This window comes from Fictibacillus sp. KU28468, from assembly GCF_026153615.1.
Lineage (GTDB): Bacteria > Bacillota > Bacilli > Bacillales > Fictibacillaceae > Fictibacillus_C > Fictibacillus_C marinisediminis.
Genome location: NZ_CP110666.1, coordinates 1,331,136 through 1,357,836, shown reverse-complemented (window position 1 = coordinate 1,357,836; position 26,701 = coordinate 1,331,136). Strand labels below are relative to the sequence as shown.

26 protein-coding genes and 1 tRNA gene are annotated in these 26,701 nt (G+C 45.3%); 8 read left to right on the top strand and 19 right to left on the bottom strand.

The features are described from left to right. Positions 1-5: 5 nt before the first annotated feature. Complete coding sequence (locus tag OKX00_RS06990) at positions 6-707, bottom strand: hypothetical protein (RefSeq protein WP_265409921.1); 702 nt, start codon at positions 705-707, stop codon at positions 6-8. 225 nt (positions 708-932) lie between these two features. Between OKX00_RS06990 and OKX00_RS06985 the strand changes: the two genes are divergently transcribed. Continuing rightward, complete coding sequence (locus tag OKX00_RS06985; RefSeq protein ID WP_053357472.1) at positions 933-1,127, top strand: hypothetical protein; 195 nt, start codon at positions 933-935, stop codon at positions 1,125-1,127. A 204-nt stretch (positions 1,128-1,331) separates the two neighbouring features. On the opposite strand, the gene OKX00_RS06980 is transcribed toward OKX00_RS06985, so the two are convergent. From OKX00_RS06980 to OKX00_RS06965, 4 genes are all read right to left on the bottom strand, one after another. After that, positions 1,332-2,111 (bottom strand): GDSL-type esterase/lipase family protein, encoded by a 780-nt coding sequence (locus OKX00_RS06980; protein ID WP_265409920.1) that lies wholly within the window; start codon positions 2,109-2,111, stop codon positions 1,332-1,334. Positions 2,112-2,333: 222 nt separating this feature from the next. After that, entirely contained in the window at positions 2,334-2,492 is a 159-nt protein-coding gene (locus tag OKX00_RS06975) for a hypothetical protein (RefSeq protein WP_156418888.1), read from the bottom strand. An 85-nt stretch (positions 2,493-2,577) separates the two neighbouring features. Then, on the bottom strand, positions 2,578-2,946 hold the full coding sequence (locus tag OKX00_RS06970; protein WP_265409919.1) for a PqqD family protein: 369 nt from the start codon (positions 2,944-2,946) through the stop codon (positions 2,578-2,580). Further along, positions 2,946-4,835, bottom strand: coding sequence for an OPT family oligopeptide transporter (locus OKX00_RS06965; protein WP_416054330.1), 1,890 nt, complete (start codon positions 4,833-4,835; stop codon positions 2,946-2,948). Before OKX00_RS06965 ends, OKX00_RS06970 begins: the two co-directional genes overlap by 1 nt. Positions 4,836-5,088: 253 nt before the next feature. On the opposite strand from OKX00_RS06965, the gene OKX00_RS06960 reads away from it, so the two are divergent. Next, positions 5,089-5,235, top strand: coding sequence for a hypothetical protein (locus tag OKX00_RS06960; RefSeq protein WP_156316345.1), 147 nt, complete (start codon positions 5,089-5,091; stop codon positions 5,233-5,235). A gap of 251 nt (positions 5,236-5,486) precedes the next feature. Here the strand turns inward: OKX00_RS06960 and OKX00_RS06955 are convergent, their stop codons facing one another. Together OKX00_RS06955 and OKX00_RS06950 are read right to left on the bottom strand one after the other, a co-directional pair. Beyond that, positions 5,487-5,714, bottom strand: coding sequence for a hypothetical protein (locus OKX00_RS06955; protein WP_053357468.1), 228 nt, complete (start codon positions 5,712-5,714; stop codon positions 5,487-5,489). Between the two features lie 219 nt (positions 5,715-5,933). Beyond that, on the bottom strand, positions 5,934-6,590 hold the full coding sequence (locus OKX00_RS06950; protein ID WP_053357467.1) for a 3'-5' exonuclease: 657 nt from the start codon (positions 6,588-6,590) through the stop codon (positions 5,934-5,936). Between the two features lie 253 nt (positions 6,591-6,843). Between OKX00_RS06950 and OKX00_RS06945 the strand changes: the two genes are divergently transcribed. The 5 genes from OKX00_RS06945 (at position 6,844) to OKX00_RS06925 (ending at position 12,335) form a co-directional block, all read left to right on the top strand. Beyond that, positions 6,844-8,217 carry a sigma-54 interaction domain-containing protein gene (locus OKX00_RS06945; protein WP_265409917.1) on the top strand — a complete coding sequence of 458 codons (1,374 nt, stop codon included), beginning with the start codon at positions 6,844-6,846 and terminating at the stop codon, positions 8,215-8,217. A 108-nt stretch (positions 8,218-8,325) separates the two neighbouring features. Further along, positions 8,326-9,636, top strand: a complete 1,311-nt coding sequence (locus tag OKX00_RS06940; protein ID WP_265410488.1) for an aspartate aminotransferase family protein — start codon at positions 8,326-8,328, stop codon at positions 9,634-9,636. Between the two features lie 22 nt (positions 9,637-9,658). Further along, complete coding sequence (gene speB / locus OKX00_RS06935) at positions 9,659-10,630, top strand: agmatinase (RefSeq protein WP_265409916.1); 972 nt, start codon at positions 9,659-9,661, stop codon at positions 10,628-10,630. 32 nt (positions 10,631-10,662) lie between these two features. Beyond that, positions 10,663-12,078: a sodium:solute symporter family protein gene (locus tag OKX00_RS06930; protein ID WP_062233603.1), complete on the top strand. Its 1,416-nt coding sequence runs from the start codon at positions 10,663-10,665 to the stop codon at positions 12,076-12,078. Between the two features lie 119 nt (positions 12,079-12,197). Next, positions 12,198-12,335, top strand: coding sequence for a YjcZ family sporulation protein (locus OKX00_RS06925; protein WP_265409915.1), 138 nt, complete (start codon positions 12,198-12,200; stop codon positions 12,333-12,335). A 180-nt stretch (positions 12,336-12,515) separates the two neighbouring features. Here OKX00_RS06925 and nagE read toward each other — a convergent pair whose 3' ends face one another. The 11 genes from nagE to OKX00_RS06870 form a co-directional block, all read right to left on the bottom strand. Beyond that, a complete protein-coding gene (gene nagE, locus OKX00_RS06920) occupies positions 12,516-13,904 on the bottom strand; it encodes an N-acetylglucosamine-specific PTS transporter subunit IIBC (protein WP_053357463.1) in 1,389 nt (462 codons plus the stop codon). A 38-nt stretch (positions 13,905-13,942) separates the two neighbouring features. Next, positions 13,943-14,845, bottom strand: coding sequence for an N-acetylmuramic acid 6-phosphate etherase (gene murQ, locus OKX00_RS06915; protein WP_265409914.1), 903 nt, complete (start codon positions 14,843-14,845; stop codon positions 13,943-13,945). An 11-nt stretch (positions 14,846-14,856) separates the two neighbouring features. Then, a complete protein-coding gene (locus OKX00_RS06910) occupies positions 14,857-15,900 on the bottom strand; it encodes a DUF871 domain-containing protein (RefSeq protein ID WP_265409913.1) in 1,044 nt (347 codons plus the stop codon). A gap of 27 nt (positions 15,901-15,927) precedes the next feature. Further along, positions 15,928-17,295 carry a PTS transporter subunit EIIC gene (locus OKX00_RS06905; RefSeq protein ID WP_265409912.1) on the bottom strand — a complete coding sequence of 456 codons (1,368 nt, stop codon included), beginning with the start codon at positions 17,293-17,295 and terminating at the stop codon, positions 15,928-15,930. A gap of 241 nt (positions 17,296-17,536) precedes the next feature. Continuing rightward, the gene (locus tag OKX00_RS06900; protein WP_265409911.1) at positions 17,537-18,262 is read right to left on the bottom strand and encodes a GntR family transcriptional regulator; all 726 of its coding nucleotides are present in this window, start codon (positions 18,260-18,262) and stop codon (positions 17,537-17,539) included. 7 nt (positions 18,263-18,269) lie between these two features. Next, positions 18,270-19,010, bottom strand: a complete 741-nt coding sequence (gene nagB, locus OKX00_RS06895) for a glucosamine-6-phosphate deaminase (RefSeq protein ID WP_053357458.1) — start codon at positions 19,008-19,010, stop codon at positions 18,270-18,272. A 1-nt stretch (position 19,011) separates the two neighbouring features. Then, a complete protein-coding gene (gene nagA / locus OKX00_RS06890; protein ID WP_265409910.1) occupies positions 19,012-20,193 on the bottom strand; it encodes an N-acetylglucosamine-6-phosphate deacetylase in 1,182 nt (393 codons plus the stop codon). Between the two features lie 107 nt (positions 20,194-20,300). Further along, entirely contained in the window at positions 20,301-21,560 is a 1,260-nt protein-coding gene (locus tag OKX00_RS06885; protein ID WP_265409909.1) for an exo-beta-N-acetylmuramidase NamZ family protein, read from the bottom strand. Between the two features lie 13 nt (positions 21,561-21,573). Then, on the bottom strand, positions 21,574-23,658 hold the full coding sequence (locus OKX00_RS06880; RefSeq protein WP_265409908.1) for a glycoside hydrolase family 3 N-terminal domain-containing protein: 2,085 nt from the start codon (positions 23,656-23,658) through the stop codon (positions 21,574-21,576). A gap of 224 nt (positions 23,659-23,882) precedes the next feature. Continuing rightward, a complete protein-coding gene (locus OKX00_RS06875) occupies positions 23,883-24,221 on the bottom strand; it encodes a spore coat protein (RefSeq protein ID WP_265409907.1) in 339 nt (112 codons plus the stop codon). 12 nt (positions 24,222-24,233) lie between these two features. Then, positions 24,234-24,503 carry a hypothetical protein gene (locus OKX00_RS06870; protein WP_265409906.1) on the bottom strand — a complete coding sequence of 90 codons (270 nt, stop codon included), beginning with the start codon at positions 24,501-24,503 and terminating at the stop codon, positions 24,234-24,236. Positions 24,504-24,707: 204 nt separating this feature from the next. On the opposite strand from OKX00_RS06870, the gene OKX00_RS06865 reads away from it, so the two are divergent. Next, positions 24,708-24,783: transfer RNA gene (locus OKX00_RS06865), tRNA-Ala, on the top strand. A 173-nt stretch (positions 24,784-24,956) separates the two neighbouring features. Here the strand turns inward: OKX00_RS06865 and OKX00_RS06860 are convergent. Further along, the gene (locus OKX00_RS06860) at positions 24,957-26,591 is read right to left on the bottom strand and encodes a bifunctional metallophosphatase/5'-nucleotidase (protein ID WP_265409905.1); all 1,635 of its coding nucleotides are present in this window, start codon (positions 26,589-26,591) and stop codon (positions 24,957-24,959) included. Between the last annotated feature and the right edge of the window lie 110 nt (positions 26,592-26,701).

Here is a 26,701-nt window from a genome sequence, read left to right as displayed (position 1 = left end):
TCCGCTCAGGAATGCTCTTTTATCATTTTTTCTTCAAAATAAGGATCATCAGACGGTTCTTCATCCGGTTCAAACGGATCGTGAAGCTTTTCATTTAAACAGGCCAGCACAACGCCGTCGAGCTGAGCAAATGTACGGATTCTTTTATTCATCCACAAATGCGCAATCACAAACCAAACGAGCAGAAGCAGAACGGTTTTTACTGTACTCTCCTGAGAAAACGAAAGATCTTCCAGGTGAAGGATATCCATCGCGAAGCTGGTAAACAATCCGATCAGGATCCCAATGGCATAGCCGACCGCCTTTCCGTTCTTCATCGTTCTCGTGTTGGTCTTTAAGTACGTATGAAACAGCCGAAGCTCAGTCGGCCTCATCTGTATTAACCGGCTGCGCAAATAGTTTAAGTTCGGCAGCAGTCCCCGTGAAATCTCACGTTTCATCGAAGTTTGCAGAAAAAGATCTAAATCCGCCGGCGAACCAAGGCTGTTATTTAATTTACGATGCACAAAGTTATGGTAATAATAATAACGGATGGAAAGCTCAATGATTTTCACGGTTAACATCCCGATGATAATCGAAGCTGAAAATTGCACCCAGAAATTTTGAAACAAAACTTCAATCAGCACGCCCAGCGCAAAAAATCCAGCTGCGGCTTTTGCCCATAACAGCTTACTCACTAATACGATCAGTTGCCAAAGTTGATCCACTCTATTTCCCCCTGACAGAAGAATTCCTATTTATCATGATACCATCTTTTTTATCCAGAAAGGTAAAATTTTACGTTGATTCAGAAAAAAAGACAGCATAGGAAAAAGAGAGGGAAGAATAGAGTCATGCTCCTAAATTAAATCATAGATTTACCCCGACAGCTTTTTTAATTAGGGCGAAATATATAAGGAATAGACAGAAATTCCTAAATAGGAGGCAGAACGATGAGAATTGTTTTTTTTGAAAAAGGAGATTTAAGTATTATTGTAGGATCTTCCCGACTAAAAGGTGAGTTGACTATAGAGCAGATCAAGAATGAAAGTGAAAAGAAGGCAAAAGAATTAAGCCAGCTCCTTGGCCGTGAAATTGGCTTTATGATTGATATGAATGGCAAGCTTGAAAACGATATCAAGCGTTAATACTTAAAGAACGATAAGTACTTCTAGTCAATGATGCTAGTATTATTGAGGAATGGGATTTGCATGATCTTCGCCTAACACTTGAGGGTCTCTTTTACCAACAGTATGTGATGCATAATAGAAAGTCCCTCAATACTAAGCGCTTTACTAGCGAGAAACCCCCGGACAGGCCAAGCCTGTCCGGGGGTTTGCATGATAAGAATATTATCCGAGTTTCAGTTCACCGAGCACCCGCTGTGCGATCCGGTAATACCCTTTCGGATTCGGGTGGATGGAATCTGAGAAATAATCCTGTTTTTGAATGCCTACGAACAGTTCATAGGTGGAAATGTAAGTCGAGTTCGGTGTCTCTGCGCTGACTTGCTGAATGGATCCGTTCCACCGCTTGATGACACGGGAAGATACCTCATCATAAAAGTTTTCCGTGTAAGGATTATACAAACCGAGAATATAAATATGTGCCCTCTTATTCTGATTTCTAAGCTCGGCAGTTATCTTCTCCAGATTGCTATACAGAACCTTCTGACCGATCGCCATTTCCTTCTGATTAATATTCCTGAAGTTCCACCCCGCCGTTTTTCTGTAATCGTTCGTTCCGATAAACAAGAAGATGTAGTTCGCCTGGCGCACGGATCGTGACACCATTCCATTGCTTAATTGCTTGTACAGCTGGTCAGACCGCTGTCCGCTGATTCCATAGTTGTTAAGCACGACCGGGCGCTTCAATTCCTTTTGCATGCCCTGTCTGACTAAGCCGATATACCCTTTACGCCGAGGATCTCCTCTCCCATAAGTCAGAGAGTCACCAAGCGCGACAATTCTTATTTGTTTTGGTCTAGGTTGTTTAATGTGTGTGTTTGGTGATTTTTTTTGTTCATTCCCCTGATTCTTTTCATGACTTTTTACAGAATAAAAGATAAAAAGAACGGCTGCTGCGACAACAACCGCACTAAGGGTATAAATCACCTTTTTTCGGTTCCCCAAAAAAATCCTCCTCTATCTGATAACCATAAAGCTGTAAAAAACATACGTTCAGCTATGTTATTGAGTTCCCTTTTGCTAATCAATTAAAACAGCAATTCGGCATCTTTTCAAGTTTCATGGCATATTTCGAATAACCAATTCATCATTTCCCATTACGCGCCTGTTGGCTACATGGTTTTGTAAGTTTATAGAAAAAAAACTCCTCTTATCAAGGAGTTCTCTCTACTTCAAATTATAGTCATCTGATGTATACTCCCGGTCTTCCCACAAATTATCGATATCATAGCGGCTGGTATCAGATTTTACGAGAGAACTGATCAACAGGGCGGCGCCTCCGCACACTAAAAAAACAGGCACGAGCACAAGAACAAAGGAACCCATATTCTCACTCCTCTTCTTTTTCTCATTTATATGAATGAAAGGATGAAGATATGAGACATGGCAAAAAGTAAAAGAGAAGAGAAATCTAGTTCTCTTCTCTCCAGATGATCCAATCGTTCATTTCAAGCATTTCAATAAATTTAGCAAGCCTAGGAACAACAGGAGCTGCTTCTTCCCCAAAAGCTCTCTCCAGACCGGCAGCGATATCCTCGATCTTTTTTGTTCCATCGATTTGCGCTGCAACGAACGTACCGAGCCCATCGAGCTTGACCGGAAAGAACGAAGGCTGCTTTAAAAAACGGATAGACAGCCTTTCTATAGGATTGGTCCGGGGAATCATCAGGTATACCTTATCGTCCTTCCGTGTCTCTGTATGAATGCCCTGTTTGAACTGAGGGATCATCTTTAAAAGGTTTTTCTTTGTCTTTTTTTTACGTGATATGAAAAGACCCATTATTTTGTTTTATCCACTTTCGCTCTGGAAGAGAACCAATAGAGCAGCCAGCAAACGAACAAGAAGATCACAAATGGAATTAATCGATTATCCGTCATTGGTGTCGTTGGAATTTTGACCTTAAAGAAGATAAGCACTGCGATTAAGACGCCGAGCAGAGATTCTCCTGCGATCAGCCCTGAGGCAAACAAAACACCTCTATCAGATCTTTCCTGGCGTTCTTCTTTTGATTTTGCCTTCACATCAACGAGCCAGCGTACCGCTCCACCAAACATGACCGGTGCCGATACATGAATTGGAAGATATAAACCGACAGCAACAACTAATGAGTTGAGGCCAAGGAACTCAATAACAATGGCTACAGCTGCACCGATAAAGATCAAACTCCATGGCAGATCTCCGCCAAATATTCCTTGAACAAGTACTTTCATGATCGCAGCTTTTGGAGCCGGAAGCTGCTGTGAACCCATTCCATAGGATTTATCAAGAACAACAAGGATAACTCCAATCACAAGTCCTGATGCAATAACACCGATCATCATGGCCACCTGCTGCTTCCAAGGTGTTCCGCCGACAAGATGTCCAGTTTTTAAATCCTGAGAGATGTCGCCTGCAACAGCAAGAGCTGTACAAACGATTGCCGCAACCGTTAAGGCAGCCTTCATCCCTTCCATACCATGCAATCCTGTTATTTTATAAACAAGCGTTACAATTAATAATGTAGCAATCGTCATTCCTGAAACAGGAGACGAGGAGCTACCGACAATTCCAACGATTCTTGAAGCTACGGCAACAAACAAGAAGCCAAATATCGCAATAGCGATTGCCCCGATAAATCCAACGTTTGTAATCGGTGCTCCACCAATAATGATCACTAGCGCAACAATTCCTAAGATGACATAACGGAACGGCATATCTTTATCTGTACGCTCAATGCCTCCCCCTGTTGCACCATCTGATAAACCTCTCACGGTTTTGGATGCTGTGGAGATTAGAGTCGGCAACGTTTTAAGCAGTGTAATCAGTCCGGCTACAGCTACCGCACCAGCACCAATGTACTTAATATAGTTGTTCCAGATACCCCAAGCATCAAGTTTCCCGATTGGATCTTCCGCAGGGAAGATCGCCGCAGTGCTGTCCGCACCAAAAAAGGCGATCGCCGGAATTAACACGATCCAGGCAAGGAGTCCGCCTGCCAGCATCTGTCCGGCAATCCGTGGACCGATAATATAGCCCACACCGAGCAATGCCGGGAAGATATCCATACCAACTACCGTATTTTTCAGCTTTCCGACCTGAGTTTCGATTTCTGTTTTAAAAAGCATGAAACCGTCACCTAAAACCTTTACAAGTCCGCCGAACAAAAACCCGATGGCGACCGTTTTGGCATTGGCTCCCCCCTTTTCTCCTGATTTTAGAACCTCGGCACAAGCCGTTCCTTCAGGATAAGGAAGATTTCCATGCTCCTTGACAATGAGCATCTGCCGTAAAGGAACCATCATAAAAACCCCAAGAAGGCCCCCTGTCAGTACGATAAAAATAATAACGGTCTGAGAAAGATTAATATCCAGCAGGAAGAATGCCGGCAGGGTAAACACAGCGCCTGCTCCAATCGCTTCCCCTGCGGTTGTCATAGTCTGTACAATGTTGTTTTCCAAGATGGAATCTCTTCGGAAAATCCCTCTAAGTACACCCATGGATATAACCGCTGCAGGAATAGAAGCAGAAACAGTCAATCCAACTTTAAGTCCCAAATACGCATTGGCTGCACCGAAAACAATGGCTAAAATAATACCAAAAATGATAGCAACCATGGTAAGTTCCGGCAATGAACGTGATGAGGGAACATAGGGAACAAAGGATGAGGACTTCTCTTGGTTGTTGTTCATCATAAACACCGCCTAATCATCAGAAATTTTCAACAGTAACTATTATAGCACAATTCGACAAAAACTGAGTTTTTCAATTATTACTCCAACAGGGGTGTAGCACTAACTCTTACAAGCTTCCCTTTCTTGAAAGATTGTTATCCGCTTTTCAGAAAAAAATTTAAGATAAGTGATTGTCCTTCTTTAAGCAGCCCGAATGTTTATAAAACGAAACACAGGGTACGTTAATAAATGAACTTAGGAGGGATGACAAGTGGAAAACAATGAGAAGAAATCAAATGAAAATGGAAAGAAAGAAACTAAGAAAGATATAAAAGATATGTTTGAACAAGGCGCCATCGAACAGCGGGAATCCGTTGATACAGATACGCAAAAAGAAAAAGACAAAAAGCAGAAGTAAAGGAGAACTGAAGAAGTGATACGCACTATCTTATTAATTATCGGAATTATTGTCGTTGCAGGATTCATAATTAACAACCTATAGGGAGGACAAACAGCAATGATCCGCACCATTCTTATCATTATAGGAGCCATCGCCGTTATCGCTTTTTTGGCTAATTCCTTATAAAAATAAATGAAAGAAGGACCAGCATTTTCAGCTGGTCCTTCTTTTCCTATTTCATATAAAAACCTGCAACTTTCTCCTGCAGGTTAACAAACATCTTTTATGTAAGTTGGCACAAATTTTAAAAGTATGGAGATGATACTGTTATATTGATCCGGTGATACATGGATGCCGTCTTTCGCGATTAATTCTTCCTTTAATTTAACGATACAGTCTAACTCCTCAACTGTGGCTTCACTCGCCATATAGTCAATGGTATTAATAAGCTCTAAAAGTTGGTTGTTTTTGTTCGTTATATAATATGTGGATTCCAACTTTATCACCCCCTCCACTTTATTATTAAAGATATGAGGTCATTTTCCTACAAAAACATTTCGTCAAATGACGACATATCTTACTTTTTCTGGATTACCGGACCCTTTTTCCTATTGGTCATGTCGTATCTTGTCGTTTTTATCAACTTATTGTCCTATTAAGAGAGAAAATGTTGATGATCAAAGTTTTATAAATATAGTTCACCAAAACGTTTTGTTTTATCCAAATAATTTAGAAAGCGAGGCAAATGGAGATTGTACTCCATCCTCCTCCTCATCCTTGGACTGATAAACCAGCTTCTCAGGTTCGAAGATTTTCGACTCCAAGAAAGAATTCGGATTCTTCTCAAGCTTGATGTCCTTATGGATGGAAACAAAAATCTTCGCAGTATTCATGGCATCGTCCAATGCCCTGTGCTGAGAACCATCCAGAGAAATTTGAAGCTTGTTCAAAGCACGGGACAGGCCGTAGCGGAAGCCCTTCTCACTGTCATGGAGAATACTGAACAAAAATTGAAGGTCATTGTGATTGATGATCCAATCAATTGGAGTGTTGTGGAACGTGGAATCTGTAATCAGCGCCCATTTATCTTCCGGCCCCCAGGAGCACAGATAATACTCTCCCTCACCGATCCAATCCCTAAACTCTTTAATGACCGCCGTAAACGGCTGGGCATTGATCAAATCTTTCTTCGTAATTCCTGTCAGGTTAGTAATTCTCGTATTTAAAATATCCATCTTAGGCTGAACAAAGGATTGAAAGTGGTCAGTCACTGCTAGTTCCCCATTTGCCATACGCACCCGTACGGCGCCAATCTCAATAATTTCCGATAACCTGTTCGTCATTTCCAGATCATACACAATATAATCCATCATCTTCACTCCATCCCATTCTTCTTGCCTGCAGTGTCTGCTTTTTACTTTCTATTTTAGTTAATTTTTGAAGGTATTGGAATGATGTTGCCATTATTTTTATACATTCTGCTGGTCATATTTTTTATTGTATGTCGGCAGTGCTGATTATTGCCTATACCATCAAGAAAAAACCTAGGTTGGCAGGCTTCATTTCTTCCGTTATAATATTCAGAAATAAATAATTATTCACATTTGAATAAAAAGGGTGATAAGCATGGCATCTCAACCATGGAATGAAAATGAAGCAATCCTCCATTCTCTTCAGGATGATATTCTCGTTACTAATCTTGATGGTACCATTTTAAAAGTGAGCGAGGCGACTGGAAAAGTATACGGAGTATCCTCTGAAAGTCTGCTCGGCAAATCAGTCTATGACCTGGCAGCAAAAGGCATGTTTACCCCGATCGCTACCCCTATGGTCCTGAAGGAAAAGAAAAAAATCACGTTCGTTCAGACGACAAATACCGGAAAGAAATTGCTTGTGACCGGCATCCCTGTGCTTGATGAGAACGGAAAAATATATAGAGTGGTCAGCTACTCGCATGATGTGACAGAGCTGCTGGAGCTGAAGAAGTTCCTTCAGACGATGGAGGGAGAAATGGAACGGGTAAAAAGCGAGCTGGATCTATTGCGCAGCCGCCAGCTTTACGACAGCGGCATTATTGCCAACAGCACAGAGATGAAAAACGTCATCACCACTTCCCTCCAAGTAGCAGAAGTAGATGTGAACGTCCTGCTGCTAGGGGAATCAGGCGTCGGCAAATCGCTGATCGCAAAATTTATTCATAACAAAGGCAGCCGGAATAAGGGAGCGTTTATTGAAGTGAACTGCGGAGCAATTCCTGAGAACTTATTTGAGGCTGAGTTCTTCGGATATGAAGCAGGGGCTTTTACAGGAGCGAATCGGAAGGGAAAGCTGGGACTGGCTGAACTGGCTGATGGAGGCACTTTATTTCTGGATGAAATCGGCGAACTGCCTCTTGCCCACCAGGTGAAGGTATTGAAGTGTATACAAGAAAAACAGTTTTACAGAGTAGGAGGAACAAAGCCGATCTCCGTCGATTTCCGACTGATCTCGGCGACCAATAAGGATCTTCTCAAGGCCATTCAAGAAAGAACGTTCCGTGAAGATTTGTATTTCCGGCTCAATGTTGTTCCATTAACCATTCCACCAATCAGGAAAAGACCTGAAGATATCATCCCTTTAATCCACTATGTACTCGATGTTTTTCAAGAAAAATATAAACGGGAAAAACGGCTTGATGAAGCGGTTCTCCACCATTTTCTTCAATATGACTGGAAAGGAAATGTCCGTGAACTTATTAATCTCATAGAACGCCTTGTTGTCATTTCCCCCGCCACGCTTATTACAACCGAACATCTTCCCGATTACATAAAAGCCTCTCATTCTATTCCTGCTCCCCCCTCCAATCTGTCAAAGCCTCTGAAAGAAGTGATAGAGGATGTGGAAAAACAGATGCTGCAAAGAGCGCGCAGAGACTATAAAACTACCGTACAGATGGCAGAGGCGCTAGGGATCAGCCAGCCTTCCGTCGTACGAAAAATGCAGAAATATGACATTGATTAAACAGATTGGCACAATACTTGCAAGATAAAAAAGTAAGACTGCAAATGTCCCCTTAGAATCAAACATATGAGGAGGTACGTGATTGTGCCACAAGAACTAAACACATTGATGAACGAGCTTTCCGATTTGCTGGCTCCGACCATGGCCAAGGACCACCCAAATCTGCCTGTCGTAAAAGAAGAAGGCTGCTATTACTACGGACTGGATGGCAAAACATACCTGGATTTCACCTCTGGAATTGCTACCGCTAACACCGGCCATCGCCATCCGAAAGTGGTCAAGGCCATTAAAAAAGCAGCAGATGAACTGATGCATGGTCCTTCAGGTGTCATCATGTACGAATCCATCCTCAAGCTGGCAAAGGAACTGCGTACGGTCCTGCCTGCAGGATTGGATTGCTTTTTCTTCGCCAACAGCGGAACCGAGGCCATTGAAGGGGCGATCAAGCTTGCCAAGCATGTGACCCGCCGGCCGTATGTCGTTTCTTTCACCGGCTGTTTCCACGGCCGAAGCCTAGGAGCTTTAAGCGTCACCACATCAAAGGCCAAGTACCGAAAGTATTTGCAGCCAAGCGGTCTGACATATCAAGTTCCTTACGCTTCAACAGAAGGGTGTCCAAAAGGTATGGACCCCGGCAAATTTGCAGCTGTCAAGCTGGAGAATGACTTAACTTCTCTTTTCAAGCACCAGGTTACACCGGAAGAAGTCGCCTGTATGATTGTCGAACCCGTTCTAGGTGAAGGCGGATATGTTGTGCCCCCTGCTGCATGGCTGAAAAAAATGAGGGAAATCTGCAGCAAGCACGGGATCCTTCTCATTTTTGACGAAGTACAGACAGGTTTTGGCCGTACTGGAGAATGGTTTGCGGCTCAGACTTTCGGTGTAACACCGGATATCATGGCGATCGCTAAAGGCATCGCGTCCGGGCTGCCCTTAAGCGCTACTGTCGCCTCAAAAGAACTGATGAAACAATGGCCGCTCGGAAGCCACGGGACTACATTCGGCGGCAACCCTATCGCCTGCTCTGCCGGACTGGCTACGATTGAAGTTCTAAAAGAAGAAAAGCTGGTGGAAAACTCAAAGGCGATGGGAGCCTACGCGCGTGAAAAGCTTTTAGAAGTAAAAGAAAGACATTCGGTTGTAGGCAGCATCCGTTCCATCGGGCTGATGATCGGCATTGAAATCATGGATCCGGCTACCGGTGCTCCAGATGGTGAAGGCGTGATCTCCATCCTTAACAAGTGTCTTGAAAAAGGAGTATTGTTTTATCTTTGCGGCAACGAAGGAGAAGTCATCCGGATGATTCCTCCGCTGACCGTCAGCCAGGATCAGATCAACGAAGGCATTGCCGTGCTGGAAGAGTCGATTGCAGAATACGAAGCAGAACGGCTGCCGGGGCGCAAACTGCAAAATGTATAACAGCTGAAAGGAGACAGTATCCATGTATAAACCAAAAGATTCTTCAGCCTCTCCCCGCTTTTGCGGTGTGAAGACATTTATGCGGCTGGAACATGTTCAGACAACCGAAGATGTCGATTTCGCGGTGATTGGTGTGCCATTCGATACGGGTGCTTCCAACCGTACAGGCCAGCGGAATGGCCCGCAGCATATCCGCAACTTTTCCACCCTGCTCCGCCCGTACAACCCTGATCAGGACATTAACATTTTTGATCATTGCGGCGGTGTGGATTATGGGGACATCGACGTAGTGCCCGGCAACATCCATCAAACGTACAGCAACATGGAGAACTTTTTGCAGCCTCTGCTTGCTTCAGGGGTCACTCCTGTCATCATGGGAGGCGACCACTCCATCTCGCTCGGCAACCTGAGAGCATTTGCTAAACAGTACGGACCAGTGGCACTTGTGCACTTTGACTCTCACAGTGATACATGGGATCACTATTTTGGCGAAAAGTACACCCATGGCACGCCATTCCGGAGAGCTGTGGAAGAAGGGTTGATCGATGTCGAGCATTCCATCCAGGTCGGCATGAGAGGTCCTCTTTACGGACAGGAAGATATTCAGGATGCACGCGATCTCGGATTTGAAGTGTTAACTATGAGAGACGTCCGCAAGCTCGGCTACGATGAGGTAATCCGGAAAATCCATGAGCGCACAGGGGACAAGCCTGTTTTTGTATCCTTTGATATTGATTTCGTTGATCCTGCTTACGCACCGGGAACAGGAACACCTGAAGCTGCCGGTCCGACGAGCCATGAAGCGCTTGACCTCGTCCGCAATCTTGATGGGCTAAATCTGGTCGGCTTTGATCTTGTTGAAGTACTTCCTGCCTATGACAGCGGAGAAATCACAGCCATGCTCGCAAGTACTGTGATGTTTGAAATGATTACATTGATTGCTCTGAAAAAAGCAAGACTGACATCAAGAGTGGAACAAGCAGCACAGCAGTAACTATTCAAAAATGAATAAAGGAGGGCATTAAAATGGGGATCTTGGACACAGTTATCATTTTTCTTTATTTTGCAGTGTTAATTGCGGTAGGTATCATCGGTTCAACGAAGGCTAAAACGACAGAGGAATTCGCTCTCGCCGGCCGCAACCTCGGGCTTTTCATGTATCTTGGCTGTTTGTCTGCTGTTATTTTGGGTGGAGCGTCGACCATTGGTACCGCCAAGCTGGGCTATGAATTCGGAATTTCAGGCATCTGGTTCGTTACGATGATCGGCCTTGGCATCATTCTTTTAGGAACATTTTTTATTAAACGCATCTCCAAGTATAAAGTAACAACGATCAGTGAACTGCTCGGAAAAAAATACAAATCCGAAGCAAGGCTCATCACTGCTATCGTCGCCTCCATTTACACACTCATGGTCGCGGTTACCCAGGTCATCGGGATGGGCACAATCATCAATGTGCTTCTCGGCTGGAATTTGACAACCTCCATGTTTGTCGGCGGCGGAATCGTTCTGTTCTACACCATCCTTGGAGGAATGTGGAGCGTTACCGTAACAGACATCATCCAATTCGTCGTCATGACCATCGGAATCTTTGCCATCATGCTTCCAATGAGTATTGTGAAGGCAGATGGAATTGGCAATCTGCTAACAAAATTGCCGGAATCTCATCTCAGCCTGACATCGATCGGCTATCAGCAGATCTTTCAGTACTTTTTACTGTATACGCTTGGCATGGTTGTTTCACAAGACATCTGGCAGCGTGTATTCACAGCCAAAAACCCGTCCATCGCGAAAAAAGGTTCTATGTATGCCGGCCTCTATTCCATCGCCTATGCTTTGGCAGGCAGCATCATCGGGATGTGTGCGTTTATCATCCTGCCAAACATCGACAACACTCAGAATACCTTTGCCATGCTGGCTTTAAAGATCTTGCCAACGGGCATCCTCGGACTTGTGCTCGCGAGCGTGATCTCAGCGCTCATGTCAACGGCTTCCGGCACCTTGCTCGCTTCGTCCACCCTGATCACTAACGATATTCTGCGCCAATATTTTATTAAAGATATCAGCGACAAGAAGTTTTTGGTGCTCTCTCGTGTGACGACACTTGCTGTCGGCCTGCTCGCCATTACGTTTGCAGTATGGATTCAGGACGTTCTCGTCGCTCTTGATGTTGCCTATGCTATTCTTTCCGGCGCGATTTTCGTACCTGTGCTGCTCATGTTCTTCTGGAAGAAATCAACGGCCAACGCCGGTTTTTATTCTATTCTTGCCAGCACGGTCGTTGTCATCGGCGGATTGCTCATTGAAGGGCTCTCTTCCACCAATCCGATCATGTACGGCATCGTCACTGGCTTCGTGGTTTTGGTAGGAATCTCCCTGATGACCAACTACCGAAACAAAGAATCCCTCGTCGGATCGTTCAGCAACACGAAACAAGGCTAACTTATATCCGTCGCCGCTAAAAATCCGCTCATGCCTCGGTTTCTCAGCCTGCTTGGTATCATATGATGTATGGAGGAGGAGGGCAACCTCTTAAATAAAATAATCCGGGAGTGAAGATAATGTCTGGTGGTATCTTTAACAACTTTAGTTTAATTGTTGTCCTATTCATCCTGCTGATTATTGTTGGATGCACCTGTTACGGCGGTTACGGCGGCTTCGGCGGCTTCGGTGGCTTCGGCTACGGGTACGGATATTAAAAAGCAGGAAAACCGGTCTTCTATGGAAGGCCGGTTTTTTTTGGTTCTTTTGATACATTTTAAGTGCGGTGATAAAGTAAATTGAAGAGACGAAGAAGTGTGAATATTTAGATCGGTTTAATTCCATATTTTCCACCACAAAAAAGAACCCTCAGCACAGCTGAGAGCCCTTTTCTTACCCTATGAAACTCGTTCTTCTTTGGAAATGATCTTTCTCATGGCTTCTGCCACTGCTTCAACATCCGTTCCGACGACCACCTGGACATCGGTGGAGCTCAATTTGAGTACTGCTCTTGCTCCCGCCTTCTTCAAATCAGGCTCATTCACTTTCTCAACATCTATTACTTTTAATCGCAGCCTTGTGACACAGTTATCCAGAACCTCAAGATTATCTGCACCGCCTAAGGCAGCAAGATAACGCGCCGCAATTCTATCGTACTTGTCATCGCCTGCTCCTTCACTCGTATCTTCAACGATGCTTTCATCATCTTCATCTTCACGGCCTGGAGTCTTCAAGTTCAACTTAACAATCAAAGCATAGAACACGACATAATAAACCGCTGCAAAGACAAGTCCGAGCAGGACCAGAAGCCATGGCCGTGTTGCAAGATCCAGGTTTAAGAAGTAATCAATGGCTCCCGCGGAAAACGTAAAACCATGATGAATGTTTAATAGAACCGCAACCGCCATGGAAACTGCCGTGAGAAGTGCATGAATCACGTATAAAAGCGGGGATAAGAACATGAATGAAAACTCAATCGGTTCCGTAATTCCTGTTAAAAAGGAGGTAAATGCCAAACCAAGGAGCATTCCGGCAACAGCTTTACGCTTTTCCTTTTTAGCCGCCATGATCATCGCGAGACAAGCAGCCGGCAAACCGAACATCATTATTGGGAAGAAACCAGCCATATAGAATCCTGCAGAAGGATCTCCTGCGAAGAAACGCCATAGATCACCATGGGCATTTTTGTAATCGCCGAACACGAACCAGATAAAATTATTTAAGACGTGGTGAAGGCCTAGAGGAATCAAAAGACGGTTTAAGAATCCGAAAACAGCAGCACCAAAAGCACCTGCGTTAACAACCCAGTGTCCGATCGCTTCAATACCATCCTGAATAGGCGGCCAGGCAAACCCAAACACCCCTGCTAGTACGACCATGGCACCGGCGGTGACTATGGGGACAAACCGCTTTCCTGCAAAGAAGCCGAGATAGTCTGGAAGTTTAATATTATGGAACCGGTTATAAAGAAGTCCTGCCACGATCCCCGAAACAATACCTCCCAGCACTCCAACATTGATGGTCTTATCGATGGCAGTTGCCCCGCTCGTCAAAACAAAATACCCGATAGCACCTGCAAGAGCTGCTGCTCCATTCCCATCCTTTGAAAAACCAATCGCCACACCAATCGCAAACAAGATAGCCAGATTTTCAAAAATGGAATTCCCCGCTTTTTCCATGAACGGAATATGCCATAGTGCACCGAGTCTTAATACAAGCCCCGCTGCCGGCAGTACCGCGATCGGCAGCATGAGCGCGCGGCCGATCCGTTGTAAAAAACCTAACATTGTAGGTCCCCCCTATTTTTAGTTTAGATAATGAGAATTTATCCCTTAAATTCCTTGAGCGCCTGTTTCAGCATGCCGTTTTTCTTTTCCAAAAGTGTTTTCGTTTCACTTGGAGAAAGCTCAGTTAACAGCTGCAGAATCGCTCCTTTCGCATAACCATCATGATCAGAAAGCGCCTGTTCCGCCTCTTCAGGTGAACAGCCCGTCGCTTCGACCACGATATTCTTCGCACGCTGGACGAGTTTTTTATTGGACGGCTGTACATCTACCATCAAATTACTGTACACTTTGCCGATTCCGATCATTGATGCTGTGCTGATCATGTTCAGAACCAGTTTTTGCGCGGTTCCCGCTTTCATGCGGGTAGATCCAGTCACCACTTCCGGACCGACGACCGCAGCGATCGTGTGTTGTGCCACCTTGCTCATTTCGGAATCAGATGAGCAGACTAAAGCAGCACTCACCGCCCCGATCTCATTCGCATACTCCAGAGCACCGATCGCATAAGGCGTCCTTCCGCTGGCAGCGATGGCAACGACGACATCGTCCTTTGTTAGGTCAAGGTTTTTCAGATCATTCATACCAGCTTCTTTGTCATCCTCAGCTCCTTCAACGGCCGTATGGATGGCTTGGCCGCCTCCTGCAATAATGCCGATGACCATCTCAGACGGTGTTCCATAAGTTGGAGGACATTCCGAAGCATCAAGAATTCCCAGCCTTCCGCTTGTTCCCGCTCCTGTATAGATGAGCCGTCCTCCATTGCGGAACGCTGCAACGACCTGGTCTACGACAGACGCGATCTCAGGCAGCACCTTTTCAATCGCTGCCGGGACCGTTTGATCCTCGTTATTGATTTTTCGTACGACTTCAAGGCTCGAACATTCATCGATGTCCAAAGTATTTGGATTTCTTTTCTCAGTTGTTAGGTGATTAATTTTCATGAAATTTCCTTTCACAGCACTAAAAATTTTTGTCCCGGACCAATATAGGGAAGCAGCATCAGATCTTCTTCACGAACTTGGCCGAACACGTTCACTCGTTCATCAGCCGGCAAATCGGTCTTCGTAATTTGAAGTTCCCCCGCATATCTCCCGTATTTTTCATTATCGATCGTGATACTTCCTAACGGACGGGGCAACGGCGGATTCTGAGGCGCTGCTTTTTCACCATTGTTCATCGCATACGACCGGGATTCCACGGAACGGATCACATCCCGTGCGGCATCCTGACGATTCGTATGAACCCCCGATACAGACTCTCCCTCCATCCAATCTACTCTCAACGTTAAAATGCCGTCCTTCCATGCTGAAAGTCGCTCCAGCGTCTCGTCACTGGCTTCCACATCACCGATTAAAATGTGATCGGTCTGAAGGCTGTCCAGCTCGACAGCGGCGTGAAAAGGATTGGCTTTCCGGTGCTTTTCAAGAGTCGGAAGCCCTTCAAAAACAGGTCCTCTGAGGGTCTTGTCACCGGGTACAAAAGCCGCCGTTTGGAATCCGAGCGATTTTAAAAAGAAATTTTTCTCCCGCAAGAATGAGGAGGGGATGCCTGTGTTTTGGCGAGGATAGAAATTATGCCACGCTTCCACATTTTCAGTCAGCAATCCGTTATCTTTCCAGTTGTTCACCGTTTCTTCATCAAGGGTACTCGCGTTGATTCCTACTTTCATTTCCTGTGACAAGGTGATGATCTCTTTATCAGAAAAACCGTAATCAGCACGGATGCCATCAATGTTCCATTCACGCAGGTGCCCGATCGAATCCATTCTGATGCCGATGCTCTTCAGCGATTGCGGACCTGCATCTGCCATGATGGCCATACCGGCCTTTCCTGCCGCTTTTCCGAGAAGAATCAGCCTCTCCCGCAAAAGAGAGGCGTCTTCCTCAGGAATATGAAGCGAGGTGAAGATCTTGCGAAAACCGCAGGAGCCGGCTTTTTTTATCCATTGTGTGTTCTGGTCAGGATCATTCCCGAGATAGACTGAAATCCCTAACATGCCTGCCACTCCCTGCTATTTATTGCTTTAGATATTTTTGGCCATTGACTCTTTGTAGCCAAACAGCCATGTGAAGATAAATCCGAAAATATACGCTAGCAAAAGTCCGACGATATAAAGAATGATCTGGTTCGTATTTTTAATCAGGAACGCCAACGGAAGTCCGGAAACACCAATCGCGATCGTGCCAATTTTAAAGAAGGCCTGGAACGCACCACCAACAGCTGCACCCAGACACGCTGTAAGGAACGGACGTCCTAGCGGAAGGGTTACACCGAAGATCAGAGGCTCTCCGATTCCGAGGATACCAACTGGCAGGCCGCCCTTGATGACACGTTTCAGCTTGGCATTTTTCGTTTTGAAATAGATAGCAAAGGCTGCACCGACTTGGCCTGCTCCACCCATCGCCAGAATCGGAAGCAAAGGATCCACTTTAATCGAGTTCAATAATTCCATATGAACAGGTGTCAAACCTTGATGCAAACCGGTAACAACAAGCGGAAGGAAGGTACCTGCAAGGACGATTCCGGCAAAGATACCGCCAATATCAAGAAGGTTTAATAATCCTTTTGTGATCAAGTCAGAGATGAAGCCACCGACAGGCTGTAGAACAAACAGTGTTGCGATTCCGGTAGCCAGCAAAGCTAATGTAGGAGTTACAATAATATCAACTGCAGCTGGTACCAAACGGCGGATTCGTTTTTCGCTCCAGGCAATAAAGACAGCAGCAAGCATGACACCGATCAGACCGCCTCGGCCTGGCAATAGCTTTTCGCCAAACAATGTGATGTTGGCAAGCGCCGGGTTGATGAGCATGATTCCGGCCGCGCCGCCAAGTGCCGGTGTTCCGCCAAATTCTTTTGCGGTGTTGATTCCGACGAAGATTGCAAGGTAACCAAAAAGCCCCCATCCGATCATATCGAGCATCTGCATAATTGGTACTTCTTTTGGAACACCGCTTCGGACCAAAACGTTAGTAATACCGGCAATCAATCCGGAACCGACAATCGCCGGGATTAACGGAATAAAGATGCTGGCGATTTTACGAAGAAACAGCTTAAACGGTGTAGCGTTTTTCCGGTTGATTTCATCTTTCGTAGTCTTGGCGAGATCATCTTCTCCATCTTCATCCAGTGCTGAAACTTGAAGTCCCGTATTTCTGGACATCTCATCGGCTACCCGGTTGACTGTTCCAGGTCCGACAATGATTTGAAGGGTCCCATCCCCTACAACACCCATGACCCCGTCGATGTCTTTGATGCCTGCTCTGTCCACTTTGGATTCATCCTTAGGCGTTACGCGAAGCCGTGTCATACAGTACGTTAAGCTTTGAATGTTTTCGGCGCCGCCCAGTTTTTCAGTTATCTGCTGCGCCATTAATTGTTCTTTTTTCATGATCTTATCCCCCTTTTAAGAAAAGCGTAGCGTCCCGTTAAGGTCCGACAAGCGCAGGAACTCTTACACAGCAACACGCTTTTTGTGTTGAGGGGTAAGAGTGAAGCGACCAAAGACGAATTGTGTTTTTCAATTCGTCCTCCGAGGACCTATGCTGAAAACAAGAAACACGTTTTCTGCTTTGGACGCTGGAGCTAGACATCACTTCTATGCGAGTTCAAATACAGAAAAAGCGTTTACATCATCCCCGCTGCATATCGATGATGAATTTATAGCGGTCCCCTCGGTAAATTGACTGCACGAGCTCCAACGGACGCCCGTCTGTCAGGTAGGTGTATCTTCGAATAAATAAAACCGGCGATCCTTTCGCGATTCCAAGAATCTCGCTTTCAGCTTCGCGGGCGACAGAGGCTTCAAGCTCCTGTGTTGCATAATCAATGCTGAGTCCAAGCTCCTCCTCTACGTATTGATAGAGTGAACCTTGTACGATCTTTTCGTTCAGTCCCCTGACCAAGTCAGCCGACAGGAACGTGGTTTCAAGCGCCATCGGTATTTGATCCGCGAGCCTGACCCGCTGGATCTCATACACGGCAGCTCCCGTTTGAATTCCTAAACCTACGGCCGTTTTCCCATGGGCTTCACTCAGTTTAAAATCCAATAGTTTGATAGATGGCGAGAGCCCTCTTGCCTTCATGTCTTCTGTGAAGCTCGTCAGGCCGACCAGCTTTTGCTCAATCTTTTTGTTGGCGACAAAGGTTCCCTTGCCTTTTCGGCGGGTCAGGTAACCATCATTGACGAGATTGGTTATCGCCTGTCTGACAGTCATCCGGCTGATTCCGTAAGTTTCAGCGTATTCCCGCTCGGAAGGAATCATCTCCCCTTCTTGAAGTTCTCCTTTTTCAATCCGTCCTTTGATCGCTTCTTCAATTTGATAATAGATCGGCAGTGGTGAGTATTTATCAATCATTTCTGTATCACTTCCCTAACGAGTTCACCAGTTTTAATGCCTGTGAATCTGCAATAATGGTTACATTTCCATGCATGTTCAAGGCCGATGCCGGTACGGTTTCTGTAATTTCTCCGCGCAACAGATGGAACAGCGCGTCCTGTTTCTTTTCTCCCGAGGCGAGAAGAAGGATTTCCTTGCTTTGCAAAATGGTGGAGATGCCCATCGTGAGTGCTCGTGTCGGCTGTTTGGAGAGATCTGTAAAATACTCCGCGTTTGCCTCAAGCGTCGATGGCGTTAAGTCCACCACATGTGTTTTTGATGAAAAAGGCGTTCCCGGTTCATTAAACCCGATGTGCCCGTTCTGCCCGATACCGAGGAGCTGCAGGTCGACGCCACCGATGCTCTCAATCAGTGAGTCATAGCGCAAGCATTCTTGAAGGAGTTCCTCAGCCGATCCGTTTGGAATGTTCGTTTGATCAAGCGGAATGCTCACCCGGTTAAAAAGGTGCTCACACATGTAGGAATGATAGCTTTCCGGATCGCTTGACGAAAGTCCCACATATTCATCGAGATTGTACGTGTGCACATGGTCATACCGCGTTCCGTTCTCCTCATGATCCCTAACGAGCTCCTTGTACGTGCCAAGCGGTGTGCCGCCTGTCGCAAGTCCCAGTGTGACATGTTCCTGGCTCTTGACTTTTTCCAACATAATTTGGGCACTAACCCTGCTCATTTCCTCGTAATCCGCAACTTCAATGATTTTCATGTTATACGTCCTCCCTCCGCTGATAAGAAAGTTTTCCACGGCAGAAGGTGAAGATAACTTTTTCCTCGTTAAGCACGACAACATCGGCATCCTTGCCTGCTGTCAAACTTCCCTTGCGTTCATAAACCCCAAGCTCTTTCGCCTGGTTTACGGCGGTCATCTGAATGATGTCCTCCGTGGAACACCCGGTAAACTCCCTCATGTTTCGGGCCGCGTCCTTCATCTTTAAGATACTGCCGGCAAGCGTACCGTCTGCCAGCGTCGCTTCGTTTCCATCGACCGTTACGTCCTGCCCGCCAAGTGTATATGAACCATTGCCCATACACTTTGCCCGCATGGAATCGGTAATGAGTACGACCCGCTCGCTGCCTTTGTTGCGGTAGGCGAACTTCACCATCTCAGGCCGGGAATGAATGCCGTCAACGATGATTTCTGTTGTGATCTCATCATGCAGCAGAATCGCTCCTGCCACTCCGGGTTCACGGTGGTGAAGGCCCCTCATTCCGTTATACAGATGGGTCGCATGCGTAACACCTGAATCAATGCTCTTCACAACCTCCTCATACACCGCGTCAGAATGGCCGATCGATGCGACAACTCCAGTTTCTTTTAAATAGGAAGACAGCTCGTATCCACCCGGTTCTTCGGGTGCCAAAGTTACGAGTTTAATCGCATTGCCAGAAAGCTCCTGCCATTTCTGAAACAGCTGGACGTCCGGATTTTTAATATGGTCCAAAGGCTGGGCTCCTGCCCGCTTCGGGGAAATAAACGGCCCTTCTAAATGAAGGCCGATGATCTCCGCCTCCCCGGGAGGATTGTTTTTCCCCATGTACTCTCTGACGTTTTGCAGTGCGCTTTCAATTTCCTTTTCGCCTTGCGTCATCGTCGTTGCAAGAAAGCCCGTCGTTCCTTCTTGTGGAAGGGTAACTGCCATCGTTTTTAAGGCCTCCTCTGTCCCATCCATCACATCTGCGCCAGCAGCACCATGAATGTGCAGATCAATCATACCGGGAACAACAGATGACTTGCCGGGCAGCTCAAGAACATCATAATCTTCAAGATTTAATGCATCAGCTCCTTTGCCCACCTCTGCTATTTGCTGGTCTTTAATTATGAGATATCCATTTTCCAGCTCACCATTTTCTGTATAAATGGTACCTCCTGTTAATAGTAATGGTTTCATCTCCACTCACCATCCTTATTATCTCTATGCACAGGGTACCATTCTTATAACTAGTTGTCTATACCAGTCGAACTATTTTGTTAATTCGGAAAATAGGTCTTATCACCTTATTTATAGAGAAGGTAGTGCTTTCTGATCTTTTTGAACTGGTCAAGCTCAGGCATCCACTTCTGTTTGATCTCTTTTAAAGATGTTCCCTTTTCGATTTCTTCCCGTACCCAGCCGTTTCCGATCAGGTTATCAAAATATGAAATTCCCTGGCTGTTTTCTGCTCTGAACTGAAAATCGTTGGGATACAGATCATGTATCGTTTTCACAACCGCAAGCCCTGTATCCACAGAATTATAGGAACCATAATCGGTCACATGAATCTGAACACCGTTCGACAGCACATTTGCAAATTTTGAGAACGTTGGGGTGAAGGAATTTGAACGGAACATCACTCCCGGAAGCTTCAGTTCGTTCAATTTTTGTGCGAGCACATCTCCGTCAATGAACGGGGCTCCGATCGTTTCAAACGGCCTCGTCGTTCCTCTTCCTTCTGACACATTTGTTCCTTCAATCAATCCTGCTCCAGGATAGACGAATGCGGTGTCCACAGTTGGCATGTTAGGCGAAGGCATCGCCCACTGAAGCGGTGTTTCGTAATAAGTCTTCCAGCGGTGCCAGCCTTTCATTTTAACAACCTTCAGATCCGCATTGATATTGAACTCCTTGTTAAAAAGCATCGCGAGTTCACCGACCGTCATCCCGTGGCGGAGAGGAATCGGATATAAGCCGACAAACGTTGCATACTTCGGCTCAAGCACCGGCCCTTCCACTGCTTCTCCGCCGAGCGGATTCGGACGGTCGAGCACAACAAACTCGATGTTGTTTTCCTTCGCCGCTTCCATCGCATACGCCATCGTATAAATGTACGTGTAAAAACGGGTACCCACATCCTGGATGTCAAAGACGAGAACATCAATATCCTTCAGCATTTCAGGGGTTGGTTTTTTCGTTTTCCCGTAAAGGCTGTAAACCGGAAGCTGTGTTTTCTTATCAATGTAAAAATCAACATACGACCCTGCCTGCTCGCTTCCCCGAACTCCATGTTCCGGACCGTATAAGGCTTTCAGTTCAAAGTTCGGGTTGTTGTGCATCGCGTCGACGATACTGTTCAGCTTTCCGTCAACTCCTGTTGGGTTCGTGATGAGCCCGACACGCTTCCCTTTTAAAAGGTCTTGTTGGTCTTGAAGCAGCACTTCTGCACCCGTTTTAAAATTTTGCGGTGAATTTTTATGATGATTATCATCCTCTGCCATCGCCGACGACAGCAAGGTGATCACCAAAACAAATAACATCCCTGCACTCAACCACTTTTTCATCTGATTTCACCCCTTAATAAGATAGTCCGTGCCCGTATGGATACAATGTTTCTTTGTTGCTGTTATAGATGGTTACTGGCAGCTTTCCCGACGGATTATTCTTGCCGAAAATCGTATCCGCCACTGCTGCAAAGCTTGCTGTTCGGAAGCTGTATTGTGCGAGATATGCATCTACATCAGGAAACGCCATAATGTCATATGGATTTCGAATCCCGACCGCAATGACTGGTTTGTCACTTTCACTGTTCACTTGATTCACCATTTTCATTTGGGCACTGTCAGAGGCTCGTCCTGCTACAGAAGATGTGTACGTTCCAACGATGACAGCTTTTGCTGTTTTTACCGTTTGAAGCTGATCATCCGTTAATGGGCCAGCGGCTTTAATCATGACACTGTTTGGATACAGCCGTTTCACTTGAGCAGCCAAATCTTCTACATACGTGTTGCCGATCACGACAACTGGTGCACCCGCATCCGTACTCAATGGAAGAGCATTGTGGTTTTTAACGAGTGTAATCGACTTTTCTGCTGTTTCCTTTTCGATCTGTTTATGTGCAGGGGAACCGACGACTTGTTGAGCATTTTCAATGAGCTTGTTTACATCTGCAGATTTTTCAGCTTTAAAGATGCTGCGTTTCACTTTCAATGTAAGAAGCCGTTCAACAGACTGGTTCAAGCGTTCCTGTGTAATTTCACCTTTATGGACCGCATCATATAAGCCATTCGCTACGGCCTCAAGACCAACAGGCATGAGGACGATATCTGTTCCAGCGTTTACCGCTCGGATGGCTGAGTCTACAGGTCCAAAGTTGTCAGAGATCGCCTGCATGTTCATCGCGTCGGTTGTAATGACACCTTTATAGCCCATGTCCTCTCTCATCAGTTCTGTCAGCACTTTATGGGAAAGTGTGGCTGGGATGGCAATCGTGCTGCCGTCTTTCTTGGAAATAGCAGTGGATGGATCGATTTTTGGGAACGTCACATGAGCAGTCATGATTGCGTCCACCCCAGCATCCATCGCTTTTTGGAAAGGAAACAGCTCTACTTTTTTCAAGCGCTCCAAGTCATAGGGTACTTCCGGAAGGCCGATATGGGAATCAACTGCTGTGTCCCCATGGCCCGGGAAATGTTTTGCTGCACCCGCGGTGTTTGTGGACTGCAAGCCTTTGATGTAAGCAGTTCCTAAATCTGTAACAAGCTGAGGATCTTCTCCAAAGGAACGAGTTCCAATAACAGGGTTGTCCTGATTGTTGTTTACATCAAGCGAAGGTGCAAGATTAAAGTTGATCCCAAGCGCGTTTAGTTCTTCACCAATCGCTTTCCCTACCTTTTCAGCTAACTCAGGAGATCTTGTTGCACCAAGTGCCATGTTTCCTGGAAAATCTGTTCCGCTTTGAAGGCGGGTAACAATACCACCCTCTTGGTCAATCGAAATAAGCAATCCGTTCTTTTCTGAAGCTTCCTGATAATTGGCCACAAGTTTGGTTGTCTGTTCTGTCGTTACAACATTTTCACGGAACAAGATGATGCCGCCTAGATGATATTTCTTCACGAGGGCTTTAATCTCTGGTGTGACCTCTGTTACGTTCTTGCCATTAAACGTTCGGAAGTCAGGCATCAGCATCTGACCTACTTTTTCTTCCATACTCATCTGTTTGATGGCTGCCGGAATCACATTGTACTTTTTCCCTTTTTGCTTTTGGATTACAGCTGTCTTTATTCCTTTATGGTCTTTCACGGAGATTTGTGTATGGTCGATCTTTCGTCCGTCCGTCACAAAAATGCGAGTTTCGCCGCTGTGGCCTTTAAGTGTTACAAGTCCTTTGGGGTCTACTGTGGCAACCCGCGGATTTGCCGACCACCATCTTAAAGCTTCCGTCTCCGTGAAATGGCCGTCCACTTTATACACATGAAGAGCATGAAGCTGGATTTGATCACCATTAACCTCCTTTAACGCCTGTGGAATGTTGCTGGAGATGATCAAATCTTTTTGATCAGGATGGCTTGCTGCAGCTGTCTGCTTTGGAACCGCTCCTAGGGACGAAGCAACGACGAGCATACAGGCCATCGCATATAAAAACGCTAGTCTTTTCTTCATTGCATGTTATCCTCCTTCAGTTTTATGAACGATACTTCTTTCTGGAGGAATTTGTCGTTTCCTTTCGACTCAGGCGAAAACAAAGCAATAGGCCCAGGAAGGTTTTCTGCCATATAGTTCTAGTTGTCTATACCAGTTAACTTTATACACAAAAGAGTGGTAATAAATCCTTATAAAGGAAAAAAGCTGTGGAAGGAGCTCCACAGCTTTTAATAACTTTGTCTTTATTGCTTGGGTGGGTTATGAGGAAACTGGGACATGTACCCGGTAAACTGCTGGGCAGCCTGCTGCAGCTTCTGCGGCTGTTCCGGCGTCAGCGCATACCAGCCTTTTTGGAACATAAGCTCATAGAGTTCACGCTGCATGTTCTTCGTCTCATCAAAAATCGAATGAATCTCCTGATAGAGCGCGTCATGGCTCGCTTCATTCATGGCTGTTGAATACGAAGCGGTCATGTACTTTTCATAGGAAAGAATGTCATTCAGGAAATCCCGGTCATTCATCTGAGGCGTTTTCGGCACCTGAGACTCTGGATTTTGAATTTTGTTCTGATTGTTATTCATCTTCCGTTCCCCCTATTGATTCATATTCTGGCTTCCGCCGGATTGAAGTTTCTGCAAGATCTGCTGATAATGCTTTTCGTGCATGTGGCACGCCTTCTCAAGCGCCGTACTCACCTTCTGGTCCTGACACTGGCTCGCTGCAAAATGCGCCTTCTTAAATCCAAGCAAATTCCATGAAAGCATGTCGGTTAAGTAGTTAAAGTCTTTCCCTGTGATCACATTCGGCGGCTGTTGATACATTGGCTGCTGGTTCTGTCCCTGATTCGATTGCTGCTGTTGCATACGTATGTCCTCCTTTATTCCTTGATTTACCATGTTAGCTTTCCATCTTTTTGAGAAAGTATGCCAATAATTTGGTAAATTTATGGAACTTGAAAAGATGAGCCCTGTTAAGGCTCATCCCTCATTGAAAGAATTTTTAATAAAGAGACTTGCTTTTCTTTCTGCTTCTGTTATATAATTTTTCTTGTCAGCAACAACCATCGTGGGGGCTTAGCTCAGCTGGGAGAGCGTTTGGCTGGCAGCCAAAAGGTCAGCGGTTCGATCCCGCTAGTCTCCACCATACATAATCCATTCAAAACCCTTGGTCATCAAGGGTTTTTATTTATGTTTCGCTTTGCATGGTTACGCATATGAAAAAAGTTACAATGGTCACAATCGGGTCACACAGCATTGTATATAAGAATTTCATTTAGCCTAAAAAAGGAGTACATGCAGCACTCCTTTAAGTCGTTCCTATTTACTTAATTTTGTAATGCGGCCCTCAATTGCAGGGTAAACTTCCCCTTTAGATTTGATATAGTTGATCAACGCATCCAGGTCGGGAATATCAACCATTTTGTTTTTTCCATCCTTTAAAGCGGTAAATCCATCCCCGCCGCTTGCCATAAAGCTGTTGACGGTTGCAGTATAAGTTTTCGATGGAACAATCGCAGTACCATCAGGAAGGGTGGCTTCAACGATGCGGTCACCTTCTCGACGAGAATCAACATACTTTACGTTTAGACCCGAGATCTGAAGGATATTTGTTTTTTCCGGATCCGCCCATTGCTGATTCAACAACTGTTTCACTTGATCCCCTGTTAACTCCATTTTTACAAGATCGTTGCCAAATGGCTGGGCTGTAAATATTTCCTTCCACAAAATTTCGCCCGCATCAATGTCCGCCCGTATTCCACCTGGATTCATAAATGCAAATTCTGTATGCGTTTGGGCTCTCATGGCATCTGCAATCATGTTTCCTAATGGAGATTCTCCGTTCGCATTTTGTTGTTTACTGATTGGAGAAGAGGCCTTTCCAATCTTTTGACTTAGAATTGGATCGACATCTGCCGTATAGTTATCCACCATCTTTTTGGTTTTTGCATCCGGTTTGATTTTGTCACGATGGGTAATCACAATTTCTGCTTTCTTCTTAAAAATATCTTTGGTTACGGGGTTAATCACCAGATGAACATCAGAAAACGCAGTTCCGTAGGAGTAAGACTCCACAAGTAATTTATGGTCAACCGTGGTATTGGTTAACGCATGATTATGGCCGCCAAAAAGCACGTCTACTTCATCATCTGCTCCTTTTGCAATGTCTACTAATTCTCCAGAAGCCTTTGAACCATCCTCATTAGATGTAGCCGGATTATGTGCTAATACGACAATGGATTTAATTCCTTTAGCCTTTAATTTTCCTGCATATTTATTGATCGCTTTCGTCTCATCAGTAAATCTGACGCCATCTGTTCCGCCTGGCATGACGACGCTAGGTGTATCGGACAACGCAATACCAATAAAGCCAATAGGAACTCCACCTACTTTTTTAATGACGTATGGGGGGAGCAATGGCTTATTTGTTTTCTTATCAATAACATTGGCTGCTAAATACGGAAAGTTTGCACCTTCAAACTTGCCATATTTGTCCACCGTTTTAGGGTTGCTGCCTCCGTTTATAAGACGGAGCATCTCGCCTACTCCCTCATCAAACTCATGGTTCCCAACAGTTCCTACATCAAAGCCCGTTTGATTTAGAAACTCAATAGTCGGTTCGTCCTCAAGCAAAGCCGACACTGGAGAACTGGCACCAACCTCATCGCCAGCATGAACCATAAGCGTGTTTTTTGGATTTGCAGCTTCCCTTTTCTTAAGATAGGCTGCAAGATATTCCGCACCCCCGGCGTTGAGTTTTTTATCATACGTATCAAGCTGTCCATGAAAATCATTAATACCAAGCAATTGAACATTCACATTCTTTTGCTTATGCGCTTTATCATCAGCGAATGCATTTACGGCGTCTACTGCCCAAGGTATGGAAAGTACAGATAATGACATGGATGCAGCTATAATAGTCCATCTTAATTTGGTAAATGGCTGTTTCCACATGAACAAATCCCCCCTATGAATCTAGTTGACAGCCACATTATAGTTTTCAAACATTAAGCGAAAAGGGTGTAATCGTAAAAGTTAAGTAAAGGATTGTACTTGTTCCTTGA